Source organism: Streptomyces sp. NPDC032745 (assembly GCF_055579465.1).
Map to the genome: position 1 here is coordinate 468,146 of NZ_JBVING010000004.1, position 20,170 is coordinate 488,315.

18 protein-coding genes and 1 pseudogene are annotated in these 20,170 nt (G+C 72.1%); 6 read left to right on the forward strand and 13 right to left on the reverse strand.

Going from position 1 to position 20,170, the window contains the following annotated elements; genetic code table 11:
• Positions 1-741: a hypothetical protein gene (locus ACZ5WG_RS13410; RefSeq protein WP_468722886.1), complete on the reverse strand. Its 741-nt coding sequence runs from the start codon at positions 739-741 to the stop codon at positions 1-3.
• 385 nt (positions 742-1,126) lie between these two features.
• Positions 1,127-2,272, reverse strand: coding sequence for an ROK family transcriptional regulator (locus ACZ5WG_RS13415; RefSeq protein WP_468722888.1), 1,146 nt, complete (start codon positions 2,270-2,272; stop codon positions 1,127-1,129).
• Between ACZ5WG_RS13415 and ACZ5WG_RS13420 the strand changes: the two genes are divergently transcribed.
• Both ACZ5WG_RS13420 and ACZ5WG_RS13425 read left to right on the forward strand, forming a co-directional pair.
• Positions 2,271-3,404, forward strand: coding sequence for a Gfo/Idh/MocA family oxidoreductase (locus tag ACZ5WG_RS13420; protein WP_468722890.1), 1,134 nt, complete (start codon positions 2,271-2,273; stop codon positions 3,402-3,404). The two genes, ACZ5WG_RS13415 and ACZ5WG_RS13420, sit on opposite strands and share 2 nt — an antisense overlap.
• A gap of 81 nt (positions 3,405-3,485) precedes the next feature.
• Positions 3,486-4,712 (forward strand): ALF repeat-containing protein, encoded by a 1,227-nt coding sequence (locus tag ACZ5WG_RS13425; RefSeq protein WP_468722892.1) that lies wholly within the window; start codon positions 3,486-3,488, stop codon positions 4,710-4,712.
• Between the two features lie 130 nt (positions 4,713-4,842).
• Here ACZ5WG_RS13425 and ACZ5WG_RS13430 read toward each other — a convergent pair whose 3' ends face one another.
• The 4 genes from ACZ5WG_RS13430 to ACZ5WG_RS13445 form a co-directional block, all read right to left on the reverse strand.
• Entirely contained in the window at positions 4,843-5,700 is an 858-nt protein-coding gene (locus ACZ5WG_RS13430) for a fumarylacetoacetate hydrolase family protein (protein ID WP_468722893.1), read from the reverse strand.
• 121 nt (positions 5,701-5,821) lie between these two features.
• Positions 5,822-6,502, reverse strand: a complete 681-nt coding sequence (locus tag ACZ5WG_RS13435) for a YidC/Oxa1 family membrane protein insertase (RefSeq protein WP_468722894.1) — start codon at positions 6,500-6,502, stop codon at positions 5,822-5,824.
• Between the two features lie 108 nt (positions 6,503-6,610).
• Positions 6,611-6,937, reverse strand: a complete 327-nt coding sequence (locus ACZ5WG_RS13440) for a DUF6412 domain-containing protein (protein ID WP_468722896.1) — start codon at positions 6,935-6,937, stop codon at positions 6,611-6,613.
• A 51-nt stretch (positions 6,938-6,988) separates the two neighbouring features.
• Complete coding sequence (locus ACZ5WG_RS13445) at positions 6,989-7,777, reverse strand: class E sortase (RefSeq protein WP_468723057.1); 789 nt, start codon at positions 7,775-7,777, stop codon at positions 6,989-6,991.
• Between the two features lie 68 nt (positions 7,778-7,845).
• Here ACZ5WG_RS13445 and ACZ5WG_RS13450 point away from each other — a divergent pair, with 68 nt between their 5' ends.
• Both ACZ5WG_RS13450 and ACZ5WG_RS13455 read left to right on the forward strand, forming a co-directional pair.
• The gene (locus tag ACZ5WG_RS13450; protein WP_468722898.1) at positions 7,846-8,847 is read left to right on the forward strand and encodes a tetratricopeptide repeat protein; all 1,002 of its coding nucleotides are present in this window, start codon (positions 7,846-7,848) and stop codon (positions 8,845-8,847) included.
• A 126-nt stretch (positions 8,848-8,973) separates the two neighbouring features.
• The gene (locus tag ACZ5WG_RS13455) at positions 8,974-12,117 is read left to right on the forward strand and encodes a DEAD/DEAH box helicase (protein WP_468722900.1); all 3,144 of its coding nucleotides are present in this window, start codon (positions 8,974-8,976) and stop codon (positions 12,115-12,117) included.
• 89 nt (positions 12,118-12,206) lie between these two features.
• Here the strand turns inward: ACZ5WG_RS13455 and ACZ5WG_RS13460 are convergent, their stop codons facing one another.
• Both ACZ5WG_RS13460 and ACZ5WG_RS13465 read right to left on the reverse strand, forming a co-directional pair.
• Positions 12,207-13,337 (reverse strand): hypothetical protein, encoded by a 1,131-nt coding sequence (locus ACZ5WG_RS13460; RefSeq protein ID WP_468722902.1) that lies wholly within the window; start codon positions 13,335-13,337, stop codon positions 12,207-12,209.
• Between the two features lie 50 nt (positions 13,338-13,387).
• A complete protein-coding gene (locus ACZ5WG_RS13465; protein WP_468722904.1) occupies positions 13,388-13,924 on the reverse strand; it encodes a GNAT family N-acetyltransferase in 537 nt (178 codons plus the stop codon).
• A 154-nt stretch (positions 13,925-14,078) separates the two neighbouring features.
• On the opposite strand from ACZ5WG_RS13465, the gene ACZ5WG_RS13470 reads away from it, so the two are divergent.
• Positions 14,079-14,255, forward strand: coding sequence for a hypothetical protein (locus tag ACZ5WG_RS13470; protein WP_468722906.1), 177 nt, complete (start codon positions 14,079-14,081; stop codon positions 14,253-14,255).
• A gap of 85 nt (positions 14,256-14,340) precedes the next feature.
• Positions 14,341-14,640: a hypothetical protein gene (locus tag ACZ5WG_RS13475; RefSeq protein WP_030297991.1), complete on the forward strand. Its 300-nt coding sequence runs from the start codon at positions 14,341-14,343 to the stop codon at positions 14,638-14,640.
• A 522-nt stretch (positions 14,641-15,162) separates the two neighbouring features.
• Here the strand turns inward: ACZ5WG_RS13475 and ACZ5WG_RS13480 are convergent.
• From ACZ5WG_RS13480 to ACZ5WG_RS13500, 5 genes and pseudogenes are all read right to left on the reverse strand, one after another.
• On the reverse strand, positions 15,163-16,527 hold the full coding sequence (locus ACZ5WG_RS13480; RefSeq protein ID WP_468722907.1) for a DUF445 domain-containing protein: 1,365 nt from the start codon (positions 16,525-16,527) through the stop codon (positions 15,163-15,165).
• Between the two features lie 99 nt (positions 16,528-16,626).
• Positions 16,627-17,520, reverse strand: coding sequence for a DUF1707 SHOCT-like domain-containing protein (locus ACZ5WG_RS13485; protein ID WP_468723058.1), 894 nt, complete (start codon positions 17,518-17,520; stop codon positions 16,627-16,629).
• A pseudogene (locus tag ACZ5WG_RS13490) lies at positions 17,497-18,468 on the reverse strand (ABC transporter ATP-binding protein); the annotation flags it as partial. The gene ACZ5WG_RS13485 and the pseudogene ACZ5WG_RS13490, both read right to left, overlap by 24 nt.
• Before the next feature lie 6 nt (positions 18,469-18,474).
• Positions 18,475-19,347: an ABC transporter permease gene (locus ACZ5WG_RS13495; RefSeq protein WP_468722909.1), complete on the reverse strand. Its 873-nt coding sequence runs from the start codon at positions 19,345-19,347 to the stop codon at positions 18,475-18,477.
• Positions 19,340-20,167, reverse strand: coding sequence for an ABC transporter permease (locus ACZ5WG_RS13500; protein ID WP_468722910.1), 828 nt, complete (start codon positions 20,165-20,167; stop codon positions 19,340-19,342). Before ACZ5WG_RS13500 ends, ACZ5WG_RS13495 begins: the two co-directional genes overlap by 8 nt.
• Between the last annotated feature and the right edge of the window lie 3 nt (positions 20,168-20,170).

Sequence of the window (20,170 nt, forward strand, 5' to 3'; positions counted from 1 at the left end):
CTACGCGGGGGTTCGCAGGCGGCGGGCCGTCAGCAGGAGGCCGCCGCCCGCGGCGAAGGCGGCCGCCGCGCCCGCGGCGAACGCCCAGTCGCGGGGGCCGGTGTGGGCGAGGGAGCCCGCCGCGCCCGTCTCCTCCTCCGGGCCCTCGACGGAGAACCGGTAGCCGCCCGCCTCCCCGACCCAGTCGCCGTCGTCGGCCCGGCGCTGGACGAGGGCGGCGTCGGCCACGACCTCGCCGGCGGGGGTGCCGGGCGCGAACGCCAGGCGGACCGTGACGGTCACGGAGCCTCCGCCGCGGACGGCGAAGCCGGAGAAGGCCTCGCCCCCGTCGAAGACGGCGATGATCTCGTCGCGGTCACTCCGCTCGAGGCTGACGGGGAGGGTCCCGCCGGGGGTCTCGAACTCCATGCGGAAGTGGGCGGGGAGCAGGGCGCGGGCCGTGTCCGTGAACACCACGACGGGGTGGATGGCGGTGCACTCGGAGTCCGTCGTGTTCGTGAGGTCCAGGAACCAGGTCTGCGGCCCGCCGCCGGCCCGGTACACGGCCGGCCCGCCGCGGATCCGCGCGCCGATGGGAAAGGCGGTGCTCTTCCCGTCGCCGCAGGTGGCCTCGATCCGGGACGGCAGCGCGGGCGCGGGCCGCGCGCCGCCGCCGTTGCCGATGTCCGCGGCGGCGTTCGGCACGGAGAGGGCGACGGCGACCAGGGCGGCGGAGAGGGCAAGGGCTTTGCGCAGTCGCATGGAAGACCTTCGCTTCGCTGCTCGCCGGACGGGAGGATGGTCGGACGAGGCGACAATCACCCCGGCCTCCCCGCACCCTGCCACGCGCGCGAGACCGCCAGGCCAGTGCCGCGCCCGCGTCCTGCGCTTTACGCCTGATCGGCGCACCGGACCGGGCCCGCTGCCCCGCCGCCGCACCGGCGCGCGCCTCCCGTCCCGCCCCGGCCCGACCCGCCCCGCCCAGGCCCGCCCAGGCCCGCCCCGGCCCGGCCCGCCCCGGCCCGACCCGCCCCGCCCAGGCCCGCCCCGGCCCGACCCGCCCCGGCCCGGCCCGACCCGACCCGCCCCGGCCCGCCCCGGCCCGCCCCGTCCGGCCGGTCTGCGGGCCGTGCCCCCGGGCGCGGTCTCAGCCCACGCGGCCGAAGAGCGGGGCCAGGGCCAGTTCCGCCGCGCCCTCGGCGACACCGTCCTCGGACGCGGCGACCTCCGGAACCGGGCCGCCCAGGTTGCGGGCCTCCAGGACGCGGCGGACGCCCGTCGCGAAGACCTCCGGTGCGGAGTCCACCACCCGTCCCCCCAGCCACACCCGGTCCGCGTCCAGGAGCGCGACCACGTTCGCGGCGCCCTCGCCCAGGATCCGCGCCGCCTCCTGGAGGTCCCCGCGGGCCACCGCCGCCAGGCACAGCACCTCCGCGCACCCGCGGCCTCCGCACCGGCACGGCGGGCCGTCCAGCATCAGAACCTGGTGCCCGAACTCCCCCGCCGCGGACCGTTCCCCGCGGAAGACCTCGCCGCGCAGCCGGAGCCCGGCTCCCAGGCCGGTGCTCAGGTGCAGGTACAGGGAGGTTCCGACGGCCCGGCGGCCGGGGACCGCGACCCCCGCGTTGGTGTCCTTGTCCAGCACCACCGGCGGGGCGTCGGGCCCGAGCCGGTCCACCACCGCCTGCCGCAGCGGGAACCCCTCCCATTCGGGATATCCCGTCACCCGGCCCAGTACGCCGGCCCGCCAGTCGAGCGGTCCCGGCGCGGCGACGCCCACGCCCAGCAGGGACCCTGCGCCAGCCGCCCCGCACAGCCCGTTCACGGCCCGTACGACCTCGTCCGCGACGGCCTCCGGTCCGGCCGCGAAGTCCAGGGGGCCGCGGAACCGGTCGACAACGGTGCCCAGCATGTCCACCCGTACCGCCCGCAGCTGGTCGCGGTCGGCGTGCACCCCGACGGCGTGCCGGGCGCCGGCGGTCAGCTGGAGGAGCGTCCGCGGCTTGCCCCCGGTGGACGCGCCGCGGCCGGCTTCGGCGATGAGCCCCTCCGCACGCAGCCGCGCCGTGATCTTGCTGACGGCCTGCGGGGTGAGGCGCGTGAGGGCGGCGAGGTCGGTGCGGCCGAGGCCCTCGAAGCCCGCTTCGCGCAGCAGGGCGAGTACGAGCGCGTCGTTGTGGCCGCGCAGCGCCGGTAGGTTCGCGCCGCTTCCGTTGCTCCTGCTAGCCCAGTCCACCTCTCCATTGTCCACCCTCCTTGCACTTAAGCAACACTGTTGCCAAAGTGGATGCATGAACGCCTCCCCTTCCGCTTCCCCCACGCGGTCGAACGCCCCCCTCCGCGTCGGCCTCGTCGGCTACGGGCTCGCCGGTTCCGTCTTCCACGCGCCGCTCGTCTCGGCCACGGACGGGCTCGTCCTCGACACGGTCGTCACCTCCGACCCCGGCCGGCAGGCCCAGGCGCGCGAGGCGTACCCCGACGTCCGGATCGCCGGCTCCGCGCAGGAGCTCTGGGACCTCACCCCCACCCTGGACCTGATCGTCGTCGCCTCCCCCAACAAGACCCACGTGCCGCTCGCCACCGCCGCGCTGGGCGCCGGCATCCCGGTCGTCGTGGACAAGCCGCTCGCCGCCACCGCCGCCGAGGCCCGCGAACTCGCCGCCCTCGCCGACAAGACCGGCACGTTCCTGTCCGTGTTCCAGAACCGCCGTTGGGACAACGACTTCCTCACCCTGCGCCGCCTCCTCGCCGACGGCGAACTCGGCGAGATCCAGCGCTTCGAGTCCCGGTTCGAGCGGTGGCGTCCGCAGCTCAAGGGCGGCTGGCGCGAGTCCGGGGCCCCGGAGGAGATCGGCGGCCTGCTGTACGACCTCGGCAGCCATGTCGTCGACCAGGCGCTGGTGCTGTTCGGCCCGGCCGTGCGCGTGTACGCGGAGACCGACGTACGCCGCCCCGGCGCCGAGGCGGACGACGACACCTTCATCGCCGTCACGCATGCGAACGGGGTCCGCTCCCACTTGTACGTCAGCGCCACCACCGCGCAGCTGGGTCCGCGCTTCCGCGTGCTGGGCTCCCGCGCGGGCTACGTGAAGTACGGACTGGACCCGCAGGAGGCGGCCCTGCGCGACGGGCAGCGGCCGGGCGTCGGGGAGAGCCCGTGGGGCGAGGAGCCCGAGCACCTGTGGGGCCGGGTGGGCTCCGGCGAGTCCCCGCTGACCGGCGGCGGGGCCCCGGTGCCGACCGTGCCGGGCGACTACCCCGCGTACTACGCGGCGGTGGCGGCGGCCCTGCGCGAGGGCGGCCCGGCGCCGGTCACCGCGCACGAGGCGGCGCAGTGCCTGGCCGTGCTGGAGGCCGCGCGGACGTCGTCCCGGGACGGGGTGACCGTCGAACTGAGCACAGGCACGGGCACTGCCTTGTCCTGAAAATGGACAGTTTGCGGGTCGCGGGCGATCTATCCTGCACAAGTTGAAGATCGTCACGCATGTGAAGAATGGAATCCGTCTGTGAAGCTGCCCCGGATCGCATCGGTCGTCGCCACCGCCGCGATAGCCCCGGCCGTCCTGCTCGCCTCGCCGGCCTTCGCCGCCGACAGCTCGTCGCCGGCCACGCCGGCTGCTCCGAGCGTGCCGGACCGGGGGGCCGAGGACCGGGGGGCCGAGGGCCAGGATCAGGCCGGGAAGCCTGCGGACCCGGCGGCGGACAAGCCGGCGGAGAAGCAGGCGGACAAGCCCGCGGACAAGCCGGCCGAGAACCCGGCCGAGGACCCCGCAGCCGCGAAGGACCGGAGCGCCATCCAGGCGATCCTCGCGGACCCGGCGAGCGGGCCGGGCGTACGCGAGGCCGCCGAGAAGGCGCTCAAGGGATCGGCCGCGGCCATGCGGAAGTTCCTCGAGGTGGAGTGGGCCCGGGAGCAGCTCACCGACGACCGGGTTCGGGTCTCGCAGATCATCAGCGTCGGCGGTCCGGCCGTGCAGAAGGCCGGCAAGGCCGCTCTGAAGACGGACACCCAGGCCGCGCTGACCGAGTTCCTCGAGAACGGGCAGCACACGGCCCGCTTCGAGGACGACAGGGTCGAGCTGGCGCGGATGCTCGACGGGGCGGGCCGCGGGATCACCGAGGCGGTCAACCGGTTGCTGGACAGCGGGACGCGCGAGCAGGTCCGCGAGTTCATCGTGACGGGGCAGCACAAGATCCGGGCGGTGGACGACCGGGTGGCGCTGCTGACCATGCTCGACGGCGCCGGCCCGGGCCTGAAGGAGGGCATCCTCGCGCTCCTGAAGGGGAACCCGAGCCCGGCGGAGCTGCGCACGTTCGTGACGACCACGCAGTACGAGCTGCGCGACGACGACAACATGGTCCTGATCTGGGCGATGCTCAACAAGGCCGGCCCGGAGCTGAAGAAGGCCGCGATCATCGCGATCAACGGCACGCCCGCGGACCGCGTCGAGTTCCTGAAGACCGGGCAGTTCACGGCACGCGACAAGGACAAGGCCGCCGACGCGCAGACCGGCAAGCCGGACGCGGGCAAGGACGGCGGCGTCCAGCAGACGGTGGCCACCGGCACGACCTCGGGCGGCAACACCCACCTGACCGCGACGGGCGGGTCGGGCACGCTCGCGAGCACGGGCACCCAGACCGCCCTGATCGCGGGCGGCGGCGCCGCGGCGCTCGGCGCGGGCGCCGGCCTGGTCTTCGCCGGCCGCCGTCGCCGCGGGTCCGCGAAGGGCTGACCGACCGGCACGGCCTACGCACGCACGCATCCGCATGTGACCGGACAGGAGGGGGACCGCCGAAGGCGGCCCCCCTCCTTCGCTTCGCTCGCCTGCTCGCCCGCTCGCCTGGTCGCCTGCTCGCTCGCGGCTACGCGCTCTTGAACTCCTGGCGCTGACGCCCGAGGCCCTCGATCTCCAGCTCCACGACGTCACCGGCCCGCAGGTACGGCTTCGGCTCCGGCTGGCCCATGGCCACGCCGGCCGGGGTGCCGGTGACGATGACGTCGCCCGGGTAGAGGGTCATGAACTGGCTCAGGTACCGGACGACCTCGCCGACCGGGAAGATCTGGTCGGCGGTGTTGCCGTCCTGCTTGAGCTCGCCGTTGACCCACAGCTTCACGTCCAGGACCTGCGGGTCCTCGACCTCGTCGGCGGTGACCAGCCACGGGCCCAGCGGGGTGAACGTCTCGCAGTTCTTCCCCTTGTCCCAGGTGCCGCCGCGCTCGATCTGGAACTCGCGCTCCGAGACGTCGTTGACCAGCGTGTATCCGCCCACGTGCGCCAGGCCCTCCGCAGCGGAGGACAGGTAGCGGGCGGTGCTGCCGATGACGACGCCGAGCTCGGCCTCCCAGTCGGTCTTCACGCTGCCGCGCGGGATCAGCACGGTGTCGTCCGGGCCGACCACGGTGTCCGCGGCCTTGAGGAACAGGATGGGCTCGGCCGGCGGCTCCGCACCGATCTCGGCCGCGTGCCCGAAGTAGTTCAGCCCGATGCCCACGATCTTGCCGATCCTGCCGACCGGCGCACCGATCCGCAGGCCCTCCGCGGCCAGCACGGGGAGCTCCCCGGCCGCCGCCGCGTCCCGTACCCGGGACAGCACGGAGTCGTCGGCGAGCAGGGCGCCGTCCACATCCGTGATCAGGCCGGACAGGTCGCGCAGGGTCCCGTCCTGGTCGAGCAGCGCGGGACGCTCCGCTCCGACCGGTCCGACACGCAGCAGCTTCATGGGCATTCTCCCGTGGTCGTGGGTGGTCGGCCCATGGGCAAGCCCGGGCCTGCCGATGGGTTGCGGCCATCGGAGAATTGGTTGATCCTCCAAGATGGCCGCCCAATCCGCAAGACCCTGTTCACAGACTGGAACGCTCGCGCCCTTCGGCCGCCTCCTTGCGGTACTGGAGCCAGGCCCGCTCCGCCACGGACCACGCAGTGGTGGTCACCAGGTACAGCCCGGCGGCCAGCGGCACCAGTCCCGCCGTGATCAGCGTCCCGAAAGACAGCAGCGGCAGTACGCCGCCCAGCTTGCGCAGCATCGCCTGCTGCTCGGCGCTCACCTCGGCCGCGACCCCGGACTTGCCCTTCGCGCGGGAGACGGCCGCCACGGGAGCCGAAGCGGCCGCTGCAGCAGCCAAGGCGGCAGCCCGCCGCCCCCGTACGGCGCTCCACGCGGCGACCGCCGCAATCGCCGCGAACAGCCCGAGGAAGACCAGCCCCTGGGCCCCGAGGAAGCCGCCGTCCCCGAGGGCATCGCTCCACCGGGCCCCGAGCGGGGCGGCGAACAGCTGGTGGTCCAGCAGCTCGCCGGGCGAGGAGAAGGCCCGGTACATGAGGAAGAACACCGGCAGCTGGAGCAGCACGGGCAGACAGCCGGCCACCGGAGTGGCACCGCGGAACGCGGCCCGGTTCAGCGGATGCAGGGCGAGCCGTACGAGCACGGTGAACAGCACGATCGCGGCAGCGGTCGCGGACTCGGCCAGTACCGGCTCCAGGAACCGGCCCAGCTCGACAACAAGAGAGGTGAAAACGGACACGCAGGCCCTCCGAGGGGTCTCGTCAACGTCGAAAAACTGCATTTCGGCGCGACGACCACGAGGGGCACGACAGCGAACAGAGCAAGAATGGAGCAGGTGCAGGTGCCCCTACGTGGCCGTCAGGACGAGACGGCCGGGCGCCCTGGGCCGTGACCTGCCCGAGGCATCGGGGTCACGCTGCGGCAGGAACGCGGTGCGCTGCTCGCGGTCACGTATCGCGGTGCGTATGCGGTGGGGCGGCACAGGCCGTACCAGCCGGGCGGCGAGGGCTGCGGCACCCGCGGTGACGGTGGCGGCCAGGGCGACCACGACGGCACCCAGCCCGCCCAGCCCGCCCTCCCCGGCGAACAACCCGAAGAACCCGAGAATCCCGGCGAACAGGAGCAGGGACATCAGCAGCGGCATCACCAGCCGCCCACGATCATGCCGAGCCATGCAAGCCCCCTCCCAAGATCCGTCCGTACCCACCGAATACAAGAACGCGGGCTATTGCCGCAAGGTTCCCCACACCACGAGCCGATATTTGGACGTGTACTCGGGCGTGCAGGTGGTGAGCGTGATGTACGCGCCGGGCTCGCCGTACCCGTACTCCGGCCGGACCGTACTGCGCGGCACGGGCGCGAGCACCCCGGTGTCCCGCTCGCTGGTCTCCGCCAGGACCTTCCCCACCACGTACGTGTACCGCCGGCCCCGTACGTCGACGATCAGCTCGTCCCCGGCCCGCAGCCGGTTGATGTACCGGAACGGCTCGCCGTGGGTGTTGCGGTGCCCGGCGAGCGCGAAGTTCCCCTCCGCCCCCGGCTGCGCGGTCCCCGGGTAGTGCCCGACGTACCCCTTGTCCAGCACGGCCCGCTTGTCGACCCCCTGCGCGACGGGCGCGACGACACCGAGCCGCGGGATGCGCAGCACCCCGTACGCCGACTCCTGCGCCGGCGCCGGCGCGGGCCTGGCGGCGGGCGGGACGGCAGGGCTCTCGGAGGAGGCCGGAGAAGGAGCCGAGGAGGGACCGGCAGCATCAGAGGAAGGGGAAGGGGAAGAGGAAGAAGAAGACGGCGAGGGTGAGGCCGAAGGAGAGGAGTTCCACTCCTTCTCCAAGTCCCGGACCTGCTGGTGGGCGGCGGCCAGGGCCTGCCGGTTGGTCCACCACACCTGGTGCACCACCAGCAACAACACCACCACACCCACGGTGACGGCCAGTTCGGCGGCGCCCCACAGCACCCCGGCGAGACCGGCCCGCCGCCCGCCCCGGCCGCCGCCCTGCACCACCACACGCATGTGATCCCGCACGGGCCGCACCTTAAGACCTCCCCCGTCAACAGACCAGCCGCAGTACGGTGTGAACCATGCGCCCTGACACGCCTGCCGAGCACATCGCCGAAGCCGAGCGCCTCATCCGCACGGCGACCCGTTACCCCGAGGACCAGGAGCCTTTGCTCCTCCAGGCCGCGGCCCACCTCGAACTGGGTGACGCCCGGGACCGCGCCAGCGCGCTGTACGACCAACTCCTCGCCGGCTCCCCGGCCGACCCCCACCTGATCAAGGCGCTCCAGGCCGCGAACCTGTGGGAGTACGGCCACGAGCCCGAGGCCCGCGCCCTCATCCAGGGCATCCGCGCGGCGGCGCCCACGGACCCGGCCCCCTGGGAGGTCATCGCGGAAGCCCTCGAGGCCCACGACGAGTTGACCACCTCGGAGGAGTGCTTCACCCAGGCGGCCACCCTCCTGATCACGGAGAGCGCACCCCTGACCCCGGCCACCACGGCCCTCCTGACGGGACGTCACCGGGTCCGCCGTCTCCTCGGGCTCCCGCACGACGACTGGGACATGGTCGCCGACACCCGCCACATCGGCCCGATCCCCCTGGACGAGCTCCACGACCCGAAGCGCATCTGGGCCCTCGGCTCCGACGACCCGGCCGAGCTCCGCGCCGAGATCGCCCGCCTCCGCGCGGAACTGGGCGACCGCCGCGCCGCCCTCTCCCGCCCGTTCCCGGTGGCCATCCTCCACTGGCCCCAGCGGGAACTGGCCGAGCTCCTGACCAGCTACCCGACCCTCACGGCGGAATACCCCTCGCACGAGGCCCACCTGCGGGAGATCGAGACGTCCCTGCGCGCCCTGGCGGCCTCGGGCACGACGAACCTCGGCATCGTGACGGCGAGCGTCCCTTCGTACGAGGCGTTCGCGGCATCGGAGAAAACCTCCCCGGCCTCCCCGTCCCTCCTCCCGGAATACGCCACGACCCTGGCAGCCCGCGGCAAAGCCACCCCCTGGCCCCCCACCCCCACCTCCCCCTGCTGGTGCACCTCAGCCAAGCCGTACGCCGAGTGCCACGGCGCCGAGAACTGATCAAAACCGGCCATCATGTGACCGACGAGGAATCTCCTCGGTGCTACCGCGCCACATTCCGACAGGTGTTGTCAGCAGGCCTTGATAGAACCAAGGCATCGCTGATCAATCCATCGAGGAGATTCCGTGACGTCTGGTGCACACTCGAGTACTCCGAAACCAGTCGCCGGACTCCACGAGACACTGATCACGAGCGCACTCGAAGAGCAGCTCAAGGAGCTGATCGCTGCGGGATCAGTCGTCATAGACGGCCAGGTCAGCGGCGAGACCTCGCAGCATGTCCTGACCCGCCACATCGCTCATGTCGTCGGGCAGGTCCTGAAGAAGCTGCCGCCCAGCGACCAGGTCCATGCCGCGAACGAGATTCTCGATTCTCTGAGCTCCTTCGGAGGCACTGCCGACTGGGTTGGCCCTATTGCCGAGGGGCCTCGCCAGTTGCTTGCCGTGGCAGGCCCGACGGCTCCAGAGGCGTATGCCGTACGGCCTTCGACTCCGCTCTCGGAAACCGCGCTCATCACCAACTCCCCTGAAGATCCCAGCCTCGGATCCGAACTGCGGGCCGAGCTGGCCACGGCCGACCGCATCGACTTGCTGTGTGCCTTCGTGAAGTGGACCGGACTTCGCGTGCTGGAGCAGCCGTTGAAGGCGGCCGCCGCTCGCGGTGTACCGATCCGCGTCATCACCACCACCTACATCGGCGCCACTGAGCGTGCAGCGCTGGACCGCCTCGTGCGCGAGTTCAACGCCGAGGTAAAGGTGAACTACGAACTTCGCTCCACTCGTCTCCACGCCAAAGCCTGGCTCTTCCGCCGACACTCGCACTTCGATACCGCGTACGTCGGCAGCTCCAACCTGTCGAAGGCGGCGCTCCTCGATGGGCTGGAGTGGAACGTCCGGCTGTCGGGGATCGCCACCCCGGACGTGCTGCGGAAGTTTGAAGCAACCTTCGACTCGTACTGGAGCGAGAGGTCCTTCGAGTCATACGATCCCGACCGAGATGGCCAGCGGTTGGATGACGCGCTCAAGATCGCCGGGAACGCTGGCAGTAACAATGCCGCACGGGTCATCAGCCTGTCCGGCCTGGAAGTGCGCCCATACCCGCATCAGCGGGACATGCTGGAGCGCCTAGAGGTCGAGCGTACGGTGCACAACCTGCACCGAAACCTCCTGGTGGCCGCCACCGGAACCGGCAAGACCGTTATGGCCGCTCTTGACTTCAAGCAGCTCCAGCAGAGGCTGGGCCGCAAACTGCGTCTGCTGTTCGTCGCCCATCGCAAGGAAATCCTCGAGCAGTCCCTGCGTACGTACCAAGACGTGCTCGTCGATGCGAACTTCGGCGAGCTGCTCTACGGCGGCAAGACGCCCAGCCGCTGGGAGAACGTCTTCGCAAGCGTCCAGTCTCTGGACTCCCCCGCCTTGGACCGCCTCCCGGCCGATCACTTCGACGTCATCGTCATCGACGAATGCCACCACGGCACCTCCCCCACCTATCGCCGCATCTTGGACCACTTCGCACCGATAGAGCTGCTGGGGCTGACGGCCACACCTGAGCGCATGGACGGCGTGACCATCCAGGACGAGTTCTTCAAGGGACGAATCGCTGCCGAGATGCGCCTGTGGGAAGCCCTGGAGAACGATCTCCTCTGCCCCTTCCACTACTTCGGCATCACTGACAACACCGACATGAGCGCTGTTGCATGGAAGCGCGGAGCCTACGACTCCGCAGCCCTCAGCAACGTCCTCACCGGCAACGAGGCCAGGGCACGCCTGGTCATCCGCGCCCTTCAGGAGAAGCACAGCAACCCCGAGGGCATGCGCGCCCTCGGCTTCTGCGTGTCCGTAGCCCATGCCCACTTCATGGCCGAGTTCTTCAACCGCGCAGGCTTCAGCGCCGCTGCACTGTCCGGCGAAACCCCACAGGAGGAGCGCAAGGCGGCGCTCGAGGCGCTCAAGGCGGGACAGCTCAATGTCATCTTTTCCGTCGACCTCTTCAACGAGGGCCTCGATGTCCCCGACGTCGACACACTGCTTCTCCTGCGCCCCACGTCCAGCGCCACCGTATTTCTCCAGCAGCTGGGCCGCGGCCTGCGTCGGAGCGAGAACAAGCCGGTTCTGACCGTCCTCGATTTCATCGGGCAGCACCGCAAGGAGTTCCGGTTCGAGGAGCCGTTCCGCGCGCTGACCAACCTGACACGCAATCGGTTGCTCCACAGCATCGAGCACGACTTCCCCCAGCTGCCCTCCGGCTGCCAGATCATCCTTGAGACCAAGGCCAAGGAACTGATCATTGAGAACATCCGGAGCCAGATCAACGTCAACGTCACTCACCTCGCCCGCGAGGTCGCGGCCTATGCCGAACCGAAGCTCTCCGCGTACTTGAAGGAGAGCGGTCGCGAGATAAAGGAGCTGTACCGGGGCAACGGGAACTCGTGGACCGGCCTGCTGAGGCGAGCCAAGTTGCTCACCGCCCCGGCTCCCGAGGGCGAGGACGCATTGTTGAAGCGTGTCTCGGCGTTCCTCCACGTGGATGACCCTGCGCGCGTCGCCGCGTACACCGCTCTGCTCAAGGATGACGCGCCGGCCTACGAGGAACTGGACGCGCGCTGGCAAGCCTATGCCCGCATGCTCTTCTTCTCGCTCTGGCCGCTGGGGGGCGGATTCTCCGGGTACCAAGAGGCTTTTGATTCGCTTCGGCCGCAGCACGCCTTCCGCGACGAGCTCCGGCAAGTCCTCGCCCACGATTTGGAACAGGCCGATCACGTGCCCGTCCCGCTGGCAGGTGATCATGCTGAACTCCCGCTGACCGTCCACGCGTCCTACAGTCGGGAGGAGATCCTCCCGGCGCTCGGGCAGTCCGACATCGGCGGCTTCATGCCAGGGCATTTCCGGGAGGGTGTGAAGTGGTGCGAGAGCATGCGGACGGACGCTCTCCTGATCACCCTGGAGAAGGACGAGAAGGACTTCTCGCCTCAGACCCGGTACAAGGACTACGCGATGAGCGAGTCCCAGTTCCACTGGGAGTCGCAGAACCAGACTTCGGAGACTTCCCCGACCGGAGTCCGGTACCAGACACATGCGGAGAACGGATCGCACGTACTTCTCTTTGTGCGCCGCTACAAGAAGACTGACATCGGAGGGCCGCAGGCATGGATGCTCCTCGGCACGGCCGAGTACCTCCGTCACAAGGGCAGTAATCCGATGGGGATCGAGTGGCGACTGCACCACGAGATCCCCGCGGACGTCTGGTCATACTCCGCCATCGCGAACTAGGCGAAGCACCTCACCAGCCCCGACGGCCGTCGGCCCTCGGCCCTCGGCCCCGAATCCAGTGTGCGCGGTCCCCCGACACCCGCTACCACTCACGGATCACGCGGGAAGAGGTGCAGCTGTTGGTGGCCGCGGGCTTGGGCTGTGGGTGGGGTGGGGCGGGTCTTGCCCAGGGTGAGGAGGGTGCGGAGGGCGGCGATGACCTGGGGCGGGGTGTCGCGGATCATCGACGGGGTTGCGCTGACCACCAGGATGCCGTGGGACTCCAGGCGCAGGCGGCGCAGGAGGGTGGCGTGCCAGGCGTCGCGGGTGTAGTGGTACTCCGCCGAGTCGATCTCCAGGGCGACGCCCTCGTCGGGCCAGTACGCGTCCGGGCTGGCCAGGAACGCGCCGTCCGGGGTGTACAGGCGGGCGTTCCACAGCGGGGTCGGGAGGTCCGTCGCCGTGAGGGTGTCCCGGGCCAGGGCCTCGGCGATCGAGCGGACCCCGGCGACGAGTTCCGACGCGGCGGCGCGGATCGCCGGGCGGGTGAGGAGGCGGGCCGCGCGGAGCTCGGCGTGCAGGTCCTGCGGGTGGCACCAGCCGGACTGGACCACGTGGGCCAGGGTCGAGCGGATGCGGTCGGGGTCCTCGGCGCGGGCGGCGAAGTCGGCCGCCGCGCGCACCGGGCGGGTGCTCGGGATACCGGAGACCGCGATGGTGCGCGGCCAGCGCGAGGTGGTCAGCGGGCGGACCTCGGGGGTCCCGGTGAGCCGGCGCGGGGCGCGGACCAGGACGTCGGCCGGGGCGTACGGGACGTCGCGGATGCCGAGGAGGGCCAGGGCGGCGCCGCCGGTGAGGACGGCCGTGTCGCCGGACAGCGGGTCCGCGGCGGGATCGGCGGCGTACAGGACGGCGGCGAGGGCGCGTTGGCGGTGGTCCGGGGGGCCGGTCTGCAGGAGGTAGACCCGGGGGAGCAAGCGCTGCCAGGGCCCGCCCGGGCGGGTGCGCGAGGTGATCGTGCCGTCGGGCACCCCTGCGCTGATGAGCTGGTGGCGGGTGGCCAGGTTGAACTGCCGGCGGGCCGCGTGGGCGGCGGCCGTCTGCCCGGTCGCCTTCCCGGGCCTGCGGTCATTCGTCGTCTGCCCGGCCGACTGCGCGGGCCTTCGGCTGGTTGTCGTCCGGCCGGGGGGCCGGTGGGTCGGTGGCCGGGTGTGGTCTGGCGTCTGCTGCGTTGTGATCATGCCGGCGGTATGCCCGGCTCCGGGCCGGGGACACCTGGGGGGGGGCACCCCTAGCGGCCCGGGTGGTCCGGGGACAGGAAGACGATCACCCCCGTCTGCGTGCCCGGCCGGGCGGTGACCTCGTGCCAGCCCAGGCGCCGGTACGTGGCCACCGTGTCGGTGGCCAGGCGGGAGGTCAGCAGCCAGGCCCGCCGGTCCGGGGCGTCGGCGGTGATCTCGGTGAGCAGGGCCCGGCCCGTGCCGTGGCCGCGCGCGTAGGGGCGTACGGCGAGCTCGTCTATCTCCAGCGCACCTGTCAGGAGTTCCCGCACCCGCTCCGGGCCGAGCTGCGCCGCGACCTGGGCGTACCCGCGGGCCTTGGGGAAGGACGCCGGGGTGAGCCAGCCGGTGGCGAAGCCGTCGATGCCGGCCGCGGACTGGGCGAGCGCCGTACGGAAACCGCGGCGCCGGGCGTCGACCGGAAGGCGGGCCGCGAACTGGCGAATGGTTTCTTCGTCTTCGTTCCACGGCGGGGCGGAGAAGACGTCGGCATAGGCGTCGACCAGTTCGTCCGCGAGGTCGAGGACGGCCTGTCCGTAGCAGATCACGATGTCCGAGCTCCTCTTTTTCCCGTTTGGGATGGGAGAGTCAATTTATGCCGGTCCGGTTCCTGGAGCACGTATCGCACGGATCCGGCGAGTGTGCGACAAATCCCCTCCCCGCACTCCGTGTCGGGGGGACCCGCGGCGCGTTGAGCAGCCCGTGGACAGACTGCTTCGGGCCACCGGCCGGTGCGTACTCGCCTTTCTTCTCGTCCTGGGTGTGGTGGCACTGCTGCCGCGCGCCGTCAAGGACGCCTTGCCGGACGGTGTGATCGGCGGGGCCGTGCTCGTACTGGGGGCGCTGGGGGCCCGCCGGGTGGTCAAGCCCCCGCGTTAGCCTCGTAGCACTCGCACTCGCAGTAGCAGTAGCAGTACAAGTGAGATCAGTCAGATCAGACGACTTGAGGAGTGGGCAAGTGGGCATGGCGCGCGTACCGAGTTCCGCAGTGGCGGCCGCCGGACTGGTCGGCGGGTACGCCGTCGCCCGGTGGACGAAGAAGCGTCCGCTGGGCGGTGTCGTGCTCGGTGCCGCCGGGCTCGCCGCCGGGCGGGAATGGCACCGGCGCGGCGGCACCCCCGCGGCGGCCGGGCTCGGCGCGCTGTACCTCGCCGGCTTCGCGGGCGCGCACCCGCTGGCCAAGAAGGTCGGGGCCTGGCCGGCCGTCCTCGGGGCCGCGGCCGTCGTGGCGACCGCGTCCTGGGTCGTCGCCGACCGCGGCTGAACCGCGCCGGGCCGAACCGGCTGGGCCGAATCCGGCTGGGCGCCGGGCCCCGCCCTGCGAACCGGACCCCCGTACGGGCGCCGAGTCGGGCTCCGCGCCGGACCGGCGTGCGCGGGCCGTACCGGACCGGCCCCGCACCGCACCGGCCCCGGACCAGGCCGGCCTCGCGCCGCACCGGACCGGCCCCGCACCGGGCCGGACCCGCGCCGCACCGGCCCCACACCAGGCCGGCCTCGCACCGCACCGGACCGGCCCCACACCGGGCCGGACCCGCGCCGCACCGGCCCCACACCAGGCCGGCCTCGCCCCGCACCGGCCCCGTACCAGGCCGGCCTCGCGCCGCACCGGCCCCGTACCGGACCGGGCCTCGCGCCGCACCGGCCCCGTACTGCACCGGCCCCGCGCCCGGCCGGCCCGCCGGCCCGGCCGGCCCGGAGGCGGGCGCGGCTCTCCGCGCTGGCCTGGCGCGGCTCTCCGCGCCGGGCCGGCCCGCCGCCCGGCCGGTCCGCCTGCCGGGCCGGCCTACGCGCCGAACGCCTGCGACACCGCGTAGATCAGCAGCCCGGCCAGGGCGCCGACCACCGTGCCGTTGATGCGGATGAACTGCAGGTCGCGGCCGATGTGGGCCTCGATCTTCCGCGACGTGTGCTCGGCGTCCCACCCGGCCACGGTGTCCGTGATCAGCGAGGTGATCTCGGCCCGGTAGGTGGTCACCACGTACACCACCGCGCCCTCGATCCAGCCCTCCACCTTGTCCTGCAGCCGGCCGTCCGTCGCCAGCCGCGCCCCCAGCGACAGCAGCGAGGACCGGACCCGCAGCCGCAGCTCGCTCCGCTCGTCCTCCGCCGCCGAGATGATCATCGACCGGATCGCGGTCCAGGCGGAGGCGATCACGTCCTGGACCTCCTCGCGCTGCAGGATCTCGGACTTCAGTCGCTCCACCCTGGCCCGGGTGTCCGTGTCCGACTGGAGGTCGGCCGCGAAGTCCGTCAGGAACCGGTCCACCGCCCCGCGCGCCGGGTGCTCCGGCATGTCCCGCATCTCCGTCAGGAAACGGAGCAGTTCCTTGTACACGCGCTCGCCGACCTTGCGGTCCACGAACCGCGGCGTCCAGCCGGGTGCGCCGCCCTGGACGGCGCCCATCACCGAGTCCCCGTGCGTCACCAGCCAGTCGTGGGCCTTGACGCAGACGAGGTCGACGACGCGGCGGTGCCCGCCGTCCGCCACGATCTTCTCGAGCGTCTTGCCGATCCCCGGCGCGATCTCGGCGGTCTCGGCCCGCCGGGTGATGGCCTCGCCCACGACGGCCTGCACATCGGAATCGCGCAGTACGGTCAGGGCTCCGCGCAGCGCGGTGGCCAGCTCGGCCGTGACCCGGTCGGCGTGCGCGGGCTCGGCCAGCCAGGCTCCGAGGCGGCTGCCGATGCGGAGGGCGTGGAGGCGGGCGCGGACCACGTCCGGGGAGAGGAAGTTCTCGCCGACGAACTCCCCGAGGGAGATGCCGAGCTGGTCCTTCTTGGTCGGGATGATCGCGGTGTGCGGGATGGGCAGGCCGAGCGGGCGCCGGAACAGCGCGGTGACGGCGAACCAGTCCGCGAGAGCGCCGACCATGCCGGCCTCGGCGGCGGCCCGGACGTAGCCGGCCCAGCCGCCGGCACCGGAGTGCTCGGCCCAGGTGGTCAGTACGTAGACCAGCGCGACCAGGATCAGCAGGCCGGTCGCGGTGGTCTTCATGCGGCGGACGCCGCGGCTGCGCTCCTCGTCGGCCTTGCTGAACACGAACGAGCCCCCGGTGGGCGGTGTGCCCGCCCGTGCCCGGTCGGTGGCGGCTTCCACGTCTTTCACGTACGACTCCTGCCTTCCCCCGGTGGCCGGTTTTGTCTGCATAGCATCCGACTCCCGGGAGGTCCGCAGAGTTCCCGGCGCGCCGTGACCCGGGGTCCGGCCCGGCTAGGGGCTGTCCGGCGGATCAGTGCCGGACACCCCCTAGAGCTCCTTGCGTACCGCCCCGTCGTCCAGCCGCTTCGCGCCCTTCGCGCCCTTCGGAGCCTTCGCTCCCTTCGGCGGCTTGACCTTGACCGCGACCCCGCCCCAGAAGGCGAGGCCGTTCACGATCACCCGCGGAGCGCCCGGTTCCGGCCGGTTCTCCAGGGCCTTGCCCTGGTCGAAGGCGCCCATGATGCCGATGCCCCGTACGTCGACCTCCACGCCGGGCGGGACCGTGATCTCGATACCGCCCATGACGGCCACGCAGGTGATCACGACCTCGCGCGCCGCGAAGTCGGCCTCGCGCAGGTCGAGCTCGCCGCCGCCCCAGAACGCCACCGCGTTGAACCGGCCGGGCACCGTCCAGCGGCCCTTGCGCTGGAACCCCGACATGACCGCGACCGCCGACGAGGAGGTCGCCGTGCCGCCGATCCGCGCCGGCCAGGACGAGTCCGGGGAAGCGGCCGGGGCCATGGGCCGGTCCACGGACCCGGCCACGGCCGGCAGGTCCCGGGTCAGGGGTTCGAGCTCCGCGTACGTACGGGACGTGTACGCCGCCTCCAGCCGCTCCTCGAACTCCTCCATGTCGATCCGGCCCTCGGCGACGGCGTCCCGCAGCCGGTCCACCACCCGCTCGCGGTCGGCGTCGGACGCCCGCATGGCCGGGAGCAGCGCGGGGCCCGCACTTTCCGGAACCGCCTTCTCCAGCGATGTCTTCTCCGGCAACGGCTTCTCCGGCCGCTCGTCACTCATGTGGGTCAGCCTATGCACAGAAGCGCCCCGGTTGAACGGCTCCGTCCCCGACCCGCACCCGGGGTCCGCCCCTGATTTCCCCCTACCCCCGCCCCGGCCAGGGCCCTCGTCCCCACCCCTTCGCCCCCGCCCCGCGTACATCCGCGCGATCACGTCCTCGATGTCCGGCTCCCGGACCGACAGGTCCAGCAGCGGGTACCGCGCCGCCACTTCCGCCACCAGTGGCGCCGCCGAGGTCCCCGCCGGGAACGCCAGCCACTGCCGCGGGCCGTCCACCTTCACCACCCGCGCCCCCGCCACGCTGATCTCCGGAAGCTCCCGCTCCAGGTCCACCACCAGCGTCCGCTCGCCGCCGCCCTCCCCCATCGAGTGCAGACCGCCCAGCGGCCCGTCGTACATCAGCCGCCCGTGGTCGATCACCATCACCCGCTCGCACAACTGCTCGATGTCCTGCAGGTCATGGGTCGTGAGCAGCACGGTCGTGCCGAGCTCCGCGTTCAACTGCCGCAGGAATCCCCGCACCTTCGCCTTGCTCACCACATCGAGCCCGATCGTCGGCTCGTCCAGGTACAGCACGTCCGGATCGTGCAGCAGCGCCGCCGCGATGTCCCCGCGCATCCGCTGCCCCAGCGACAGCTGCCGTACCGGTACGTCCATCAGCTCGGCCAGATCGAGCCGGTCCACGCAGCGCTCCAGGTTCTCCTTGAACCGCGCCGCCGGGATCCGGTACATCCGCCGCATCAGCCCGTACGAGTCCTTCAGCGGCAGGTCCCACCACAGCGTGGTCCGCTGCCCGAACACCACCCCGATCCGGTGGGCCAGCCGCATCCGCTCCCGCGCCGGGTCGATGCCCGCGACCCGCAGCCGGCCGCCGCTCGGGGTGAGGATGCCGGTCAGCATCTTGATCGTGGTCGACTTCCCGGCGCCGTTGGGCCCGATGTAGCCGACCACCTCGCCCCGCGCCACCTCGAAGCTGATCCCGTCAACCGCTCTGACCTGCCGCTTCTCCCGCCGCATCAGACCCACCCGGCGCCGTACGCCGAAGACCTTCTCGACCCCGTCCAGCTCGATCAGCACATCCGTGCCCACAGCCGCTCAGCTCCCCGTACTCCGGTACGAACGAAGACCCGCACGCCATGCCAGCGACGCGGGTACGAACACCACCACCGCCACCAGCGGGCTCAGGAACGCCACCCACCCCGGCAGCCCCAGCGGATCGGGCCGCCCCAGCACGTACAGGGCGGGCAGCCAGTTCACGAAGGCCAGCGGCACGACGAAGGTGACCCCGCGCAACAGGTCCTTCCCGAACACCGTCGGCGGGTACTGGAGCATCGTGTTGCCGCCGTACGTGAAGGAGTTCTGCACCTCCGCCGCGTCCCCGGCGACGAACTGGAACGCCGCCCCGGCCACCATCACCGCCCCGAAGATCGCTGCCCCGGCCACGACCATCACCGGCATCAGCAGCACCTTCCCGGCCGTCCAGTCCACGTCCAGCGCGGAGACCGCCCAGACCAGCACCGCCAGGCCCTGCACGATCCGCCCCACCCGCCGCAGCGCGAAGCGGTCCGCCGCGACCTGCGCGAGCACCGGGACTGGGCGCACCAGCATGGTGTCGAGCGAGCCGTCGCGGATCCGGACGCCGATCCGGTCCGTATTGCCGAGGAGCAGGTCCGCGAGCCCCAGGGAGGCCGAGGCGGACCCGTACAGCAGGGCGATCTCCGGCAGCGCGAAACCGCCGAGCACGTCCACGTGCGAGAACATGATCCAGATCGCGAGGAAGTCGAGGAGCGTGATCGCCGCGTTCCCGAAGGCGGAGAGCAGGAAGGACGTCCGGTACGTCATCGTCGACCGGACCCACATCGCCACGATCAGCCCGTAGCCGCGCAGCCCCTCCACGGCCCGGCTCCGCGGCGGCACGTCCGCGAGTTCTCCGGGCCGCCGCGCCGCAGCCACCACCGCCTCAGCCACCCTGGACCACCGCCTTCCGCGTCGCCGCCGACTGCAACAGCCGCCCTGCGCCCAGCAGTACGAGCGCCCACCCCGCCTGGAAGCCCAGCGCCCGCACCGCGCCCCCGGCGCCGGCGTGCACACCCATCAGCACGTCCAGCGGCACCTGGATCATCGCCGCCCACGGCAGGACGCGGACGACCTCGCCGAAGCCGCCCGGGAACACCGTCAGCGGCAGCAGCATCCCGGAGCAGAAGATCGTGACGACGACGGCCATCAGGTTGATCCCGGTCCCGTCCATCAGCCAGAACGCGGCCAGCCCCAGCAGGTACCGGATCCCGAAGCTGACGACCAGCGCGAGCAGTACGGACACCAGGAACAGCAGCCAGCGCACCGGATCGGCGGGCAGCGCCAGCTCGAACGCCAGCGCCCCCACGAGCAACGGCACCACCCCGCGCCCGAGCAACTGGAAGCCCGCGCGCCCCAGATCGGCCGCGAGCCACCACATCTGCAGATCGGCCGGCCGGTACAGGTCGACGGCGATGTCACCCGTACGGATGCGCTCCTGCATCTCGTCCTGGAAGCCGCCGCCGATGAGGGCGCCCGCGGCGAGCAGCGACTGGCTCACCCAGACGAAGGTCAGGGCCTGCGCCCGGTCGTAGCCGCCGAGTCCGGGCCGCTCGTCCCACAGCGCGACGTACGTGTACGCGAGGATGAAGCCGAAGACGGTGTTGGTGAACACCCCTGCCGCCGTCGCCGTTCCGTACGTGGCGTAGCGCCGGAACCCGCCGGCCGCGACGGCCGGATAGAGCCACGCTCTGCGAGCCGTTGCCTGGCGCACCGT

Bases quoted from the DNA above. Each gene is read 5' to 3' on its own strand.
- ACZ5WG_RS13410 (WP_468722886.1), bottom strand. From the start codon at position 741: ATGCGACTGCGCAAAGCCCTTGCCCTCTCCGCCGCCCTGGTCGCCGTC.
- ACZ5WG_RS13420 (WP_468722890.1), top strand. From the start codon at position 2,271: ATGAACGCCTCCCCTTCCGCTTCCCCCACGCGGTCGAACGCCCCCCTC.
- ACZ5WG_RS13415 (WP_468722888.1), bottom strand. From the start codon at position 2,272: ATGCATCCACTTTGGCAACAGTGTTGCTTAAGTGCAAGGAGGGTGGAC.
- ACZ5WG_RS13430 (WP_468722893.1), bottom strand. From the start codon at position 5,700: ATGAAGCTGCTGCGTGTCGGACCGGTCGGAGCGGAGCGTCCCGCGCTG.
- ACZ5WG_RS13440 (WP_468722896.1), bottom strand. From the start codon at position 6,937: ATGGCTCGGCATGATCGTGGGCGGCTGGTGATGCCGCTGCTGATGTCC.
- ACZ5WG_RS13445 (WP_468723057.1), bottom strand. From the start codon at position 7,777: ATGCGTGTGGTGGTGCAGGGCGGCGGCCGGGGCGGGCGGCGGGCCGGT.
- ACZ5WG_RS13450 (WP_468722898.1), top strand. From the start codon at position 7,846: ATGCGCCCTGACACGCCTGCCGAGCACATCGCCGAAGCCGAGCGCCTC.
- ACZ5WG_RS13460 (WP_468722902.1), bottom strand. From the start codon at position 13,337: ATGATCACAACGCAGCAGACGCCAGACCACACCCGGCCACCGACCCAC.
- ACZ5WG_RS13475 (WP_030297991.1), top strand. From the start codon at position 14,341: ATGGCGCGCGTACCGAGTTCCGCAGTGGCGGCCGCCGGACTGGTCGGC.
- ACZ5WG_RS13480 (WP_468722907.1), bottom strand. From the start codon at position 16,527: ATGCAGACAAAACCGGCCACCGGGGGAAGGCAGGAGTCGTACGTGAAA.
- ACZ5WG_RS13485 (WP_468723058.1), bottom strand. From the start codon at position 17,520: ATGTACGCGGGGCGGGGGCGAAGGGGTGGGGACGAGGGCCCTGGCCGG.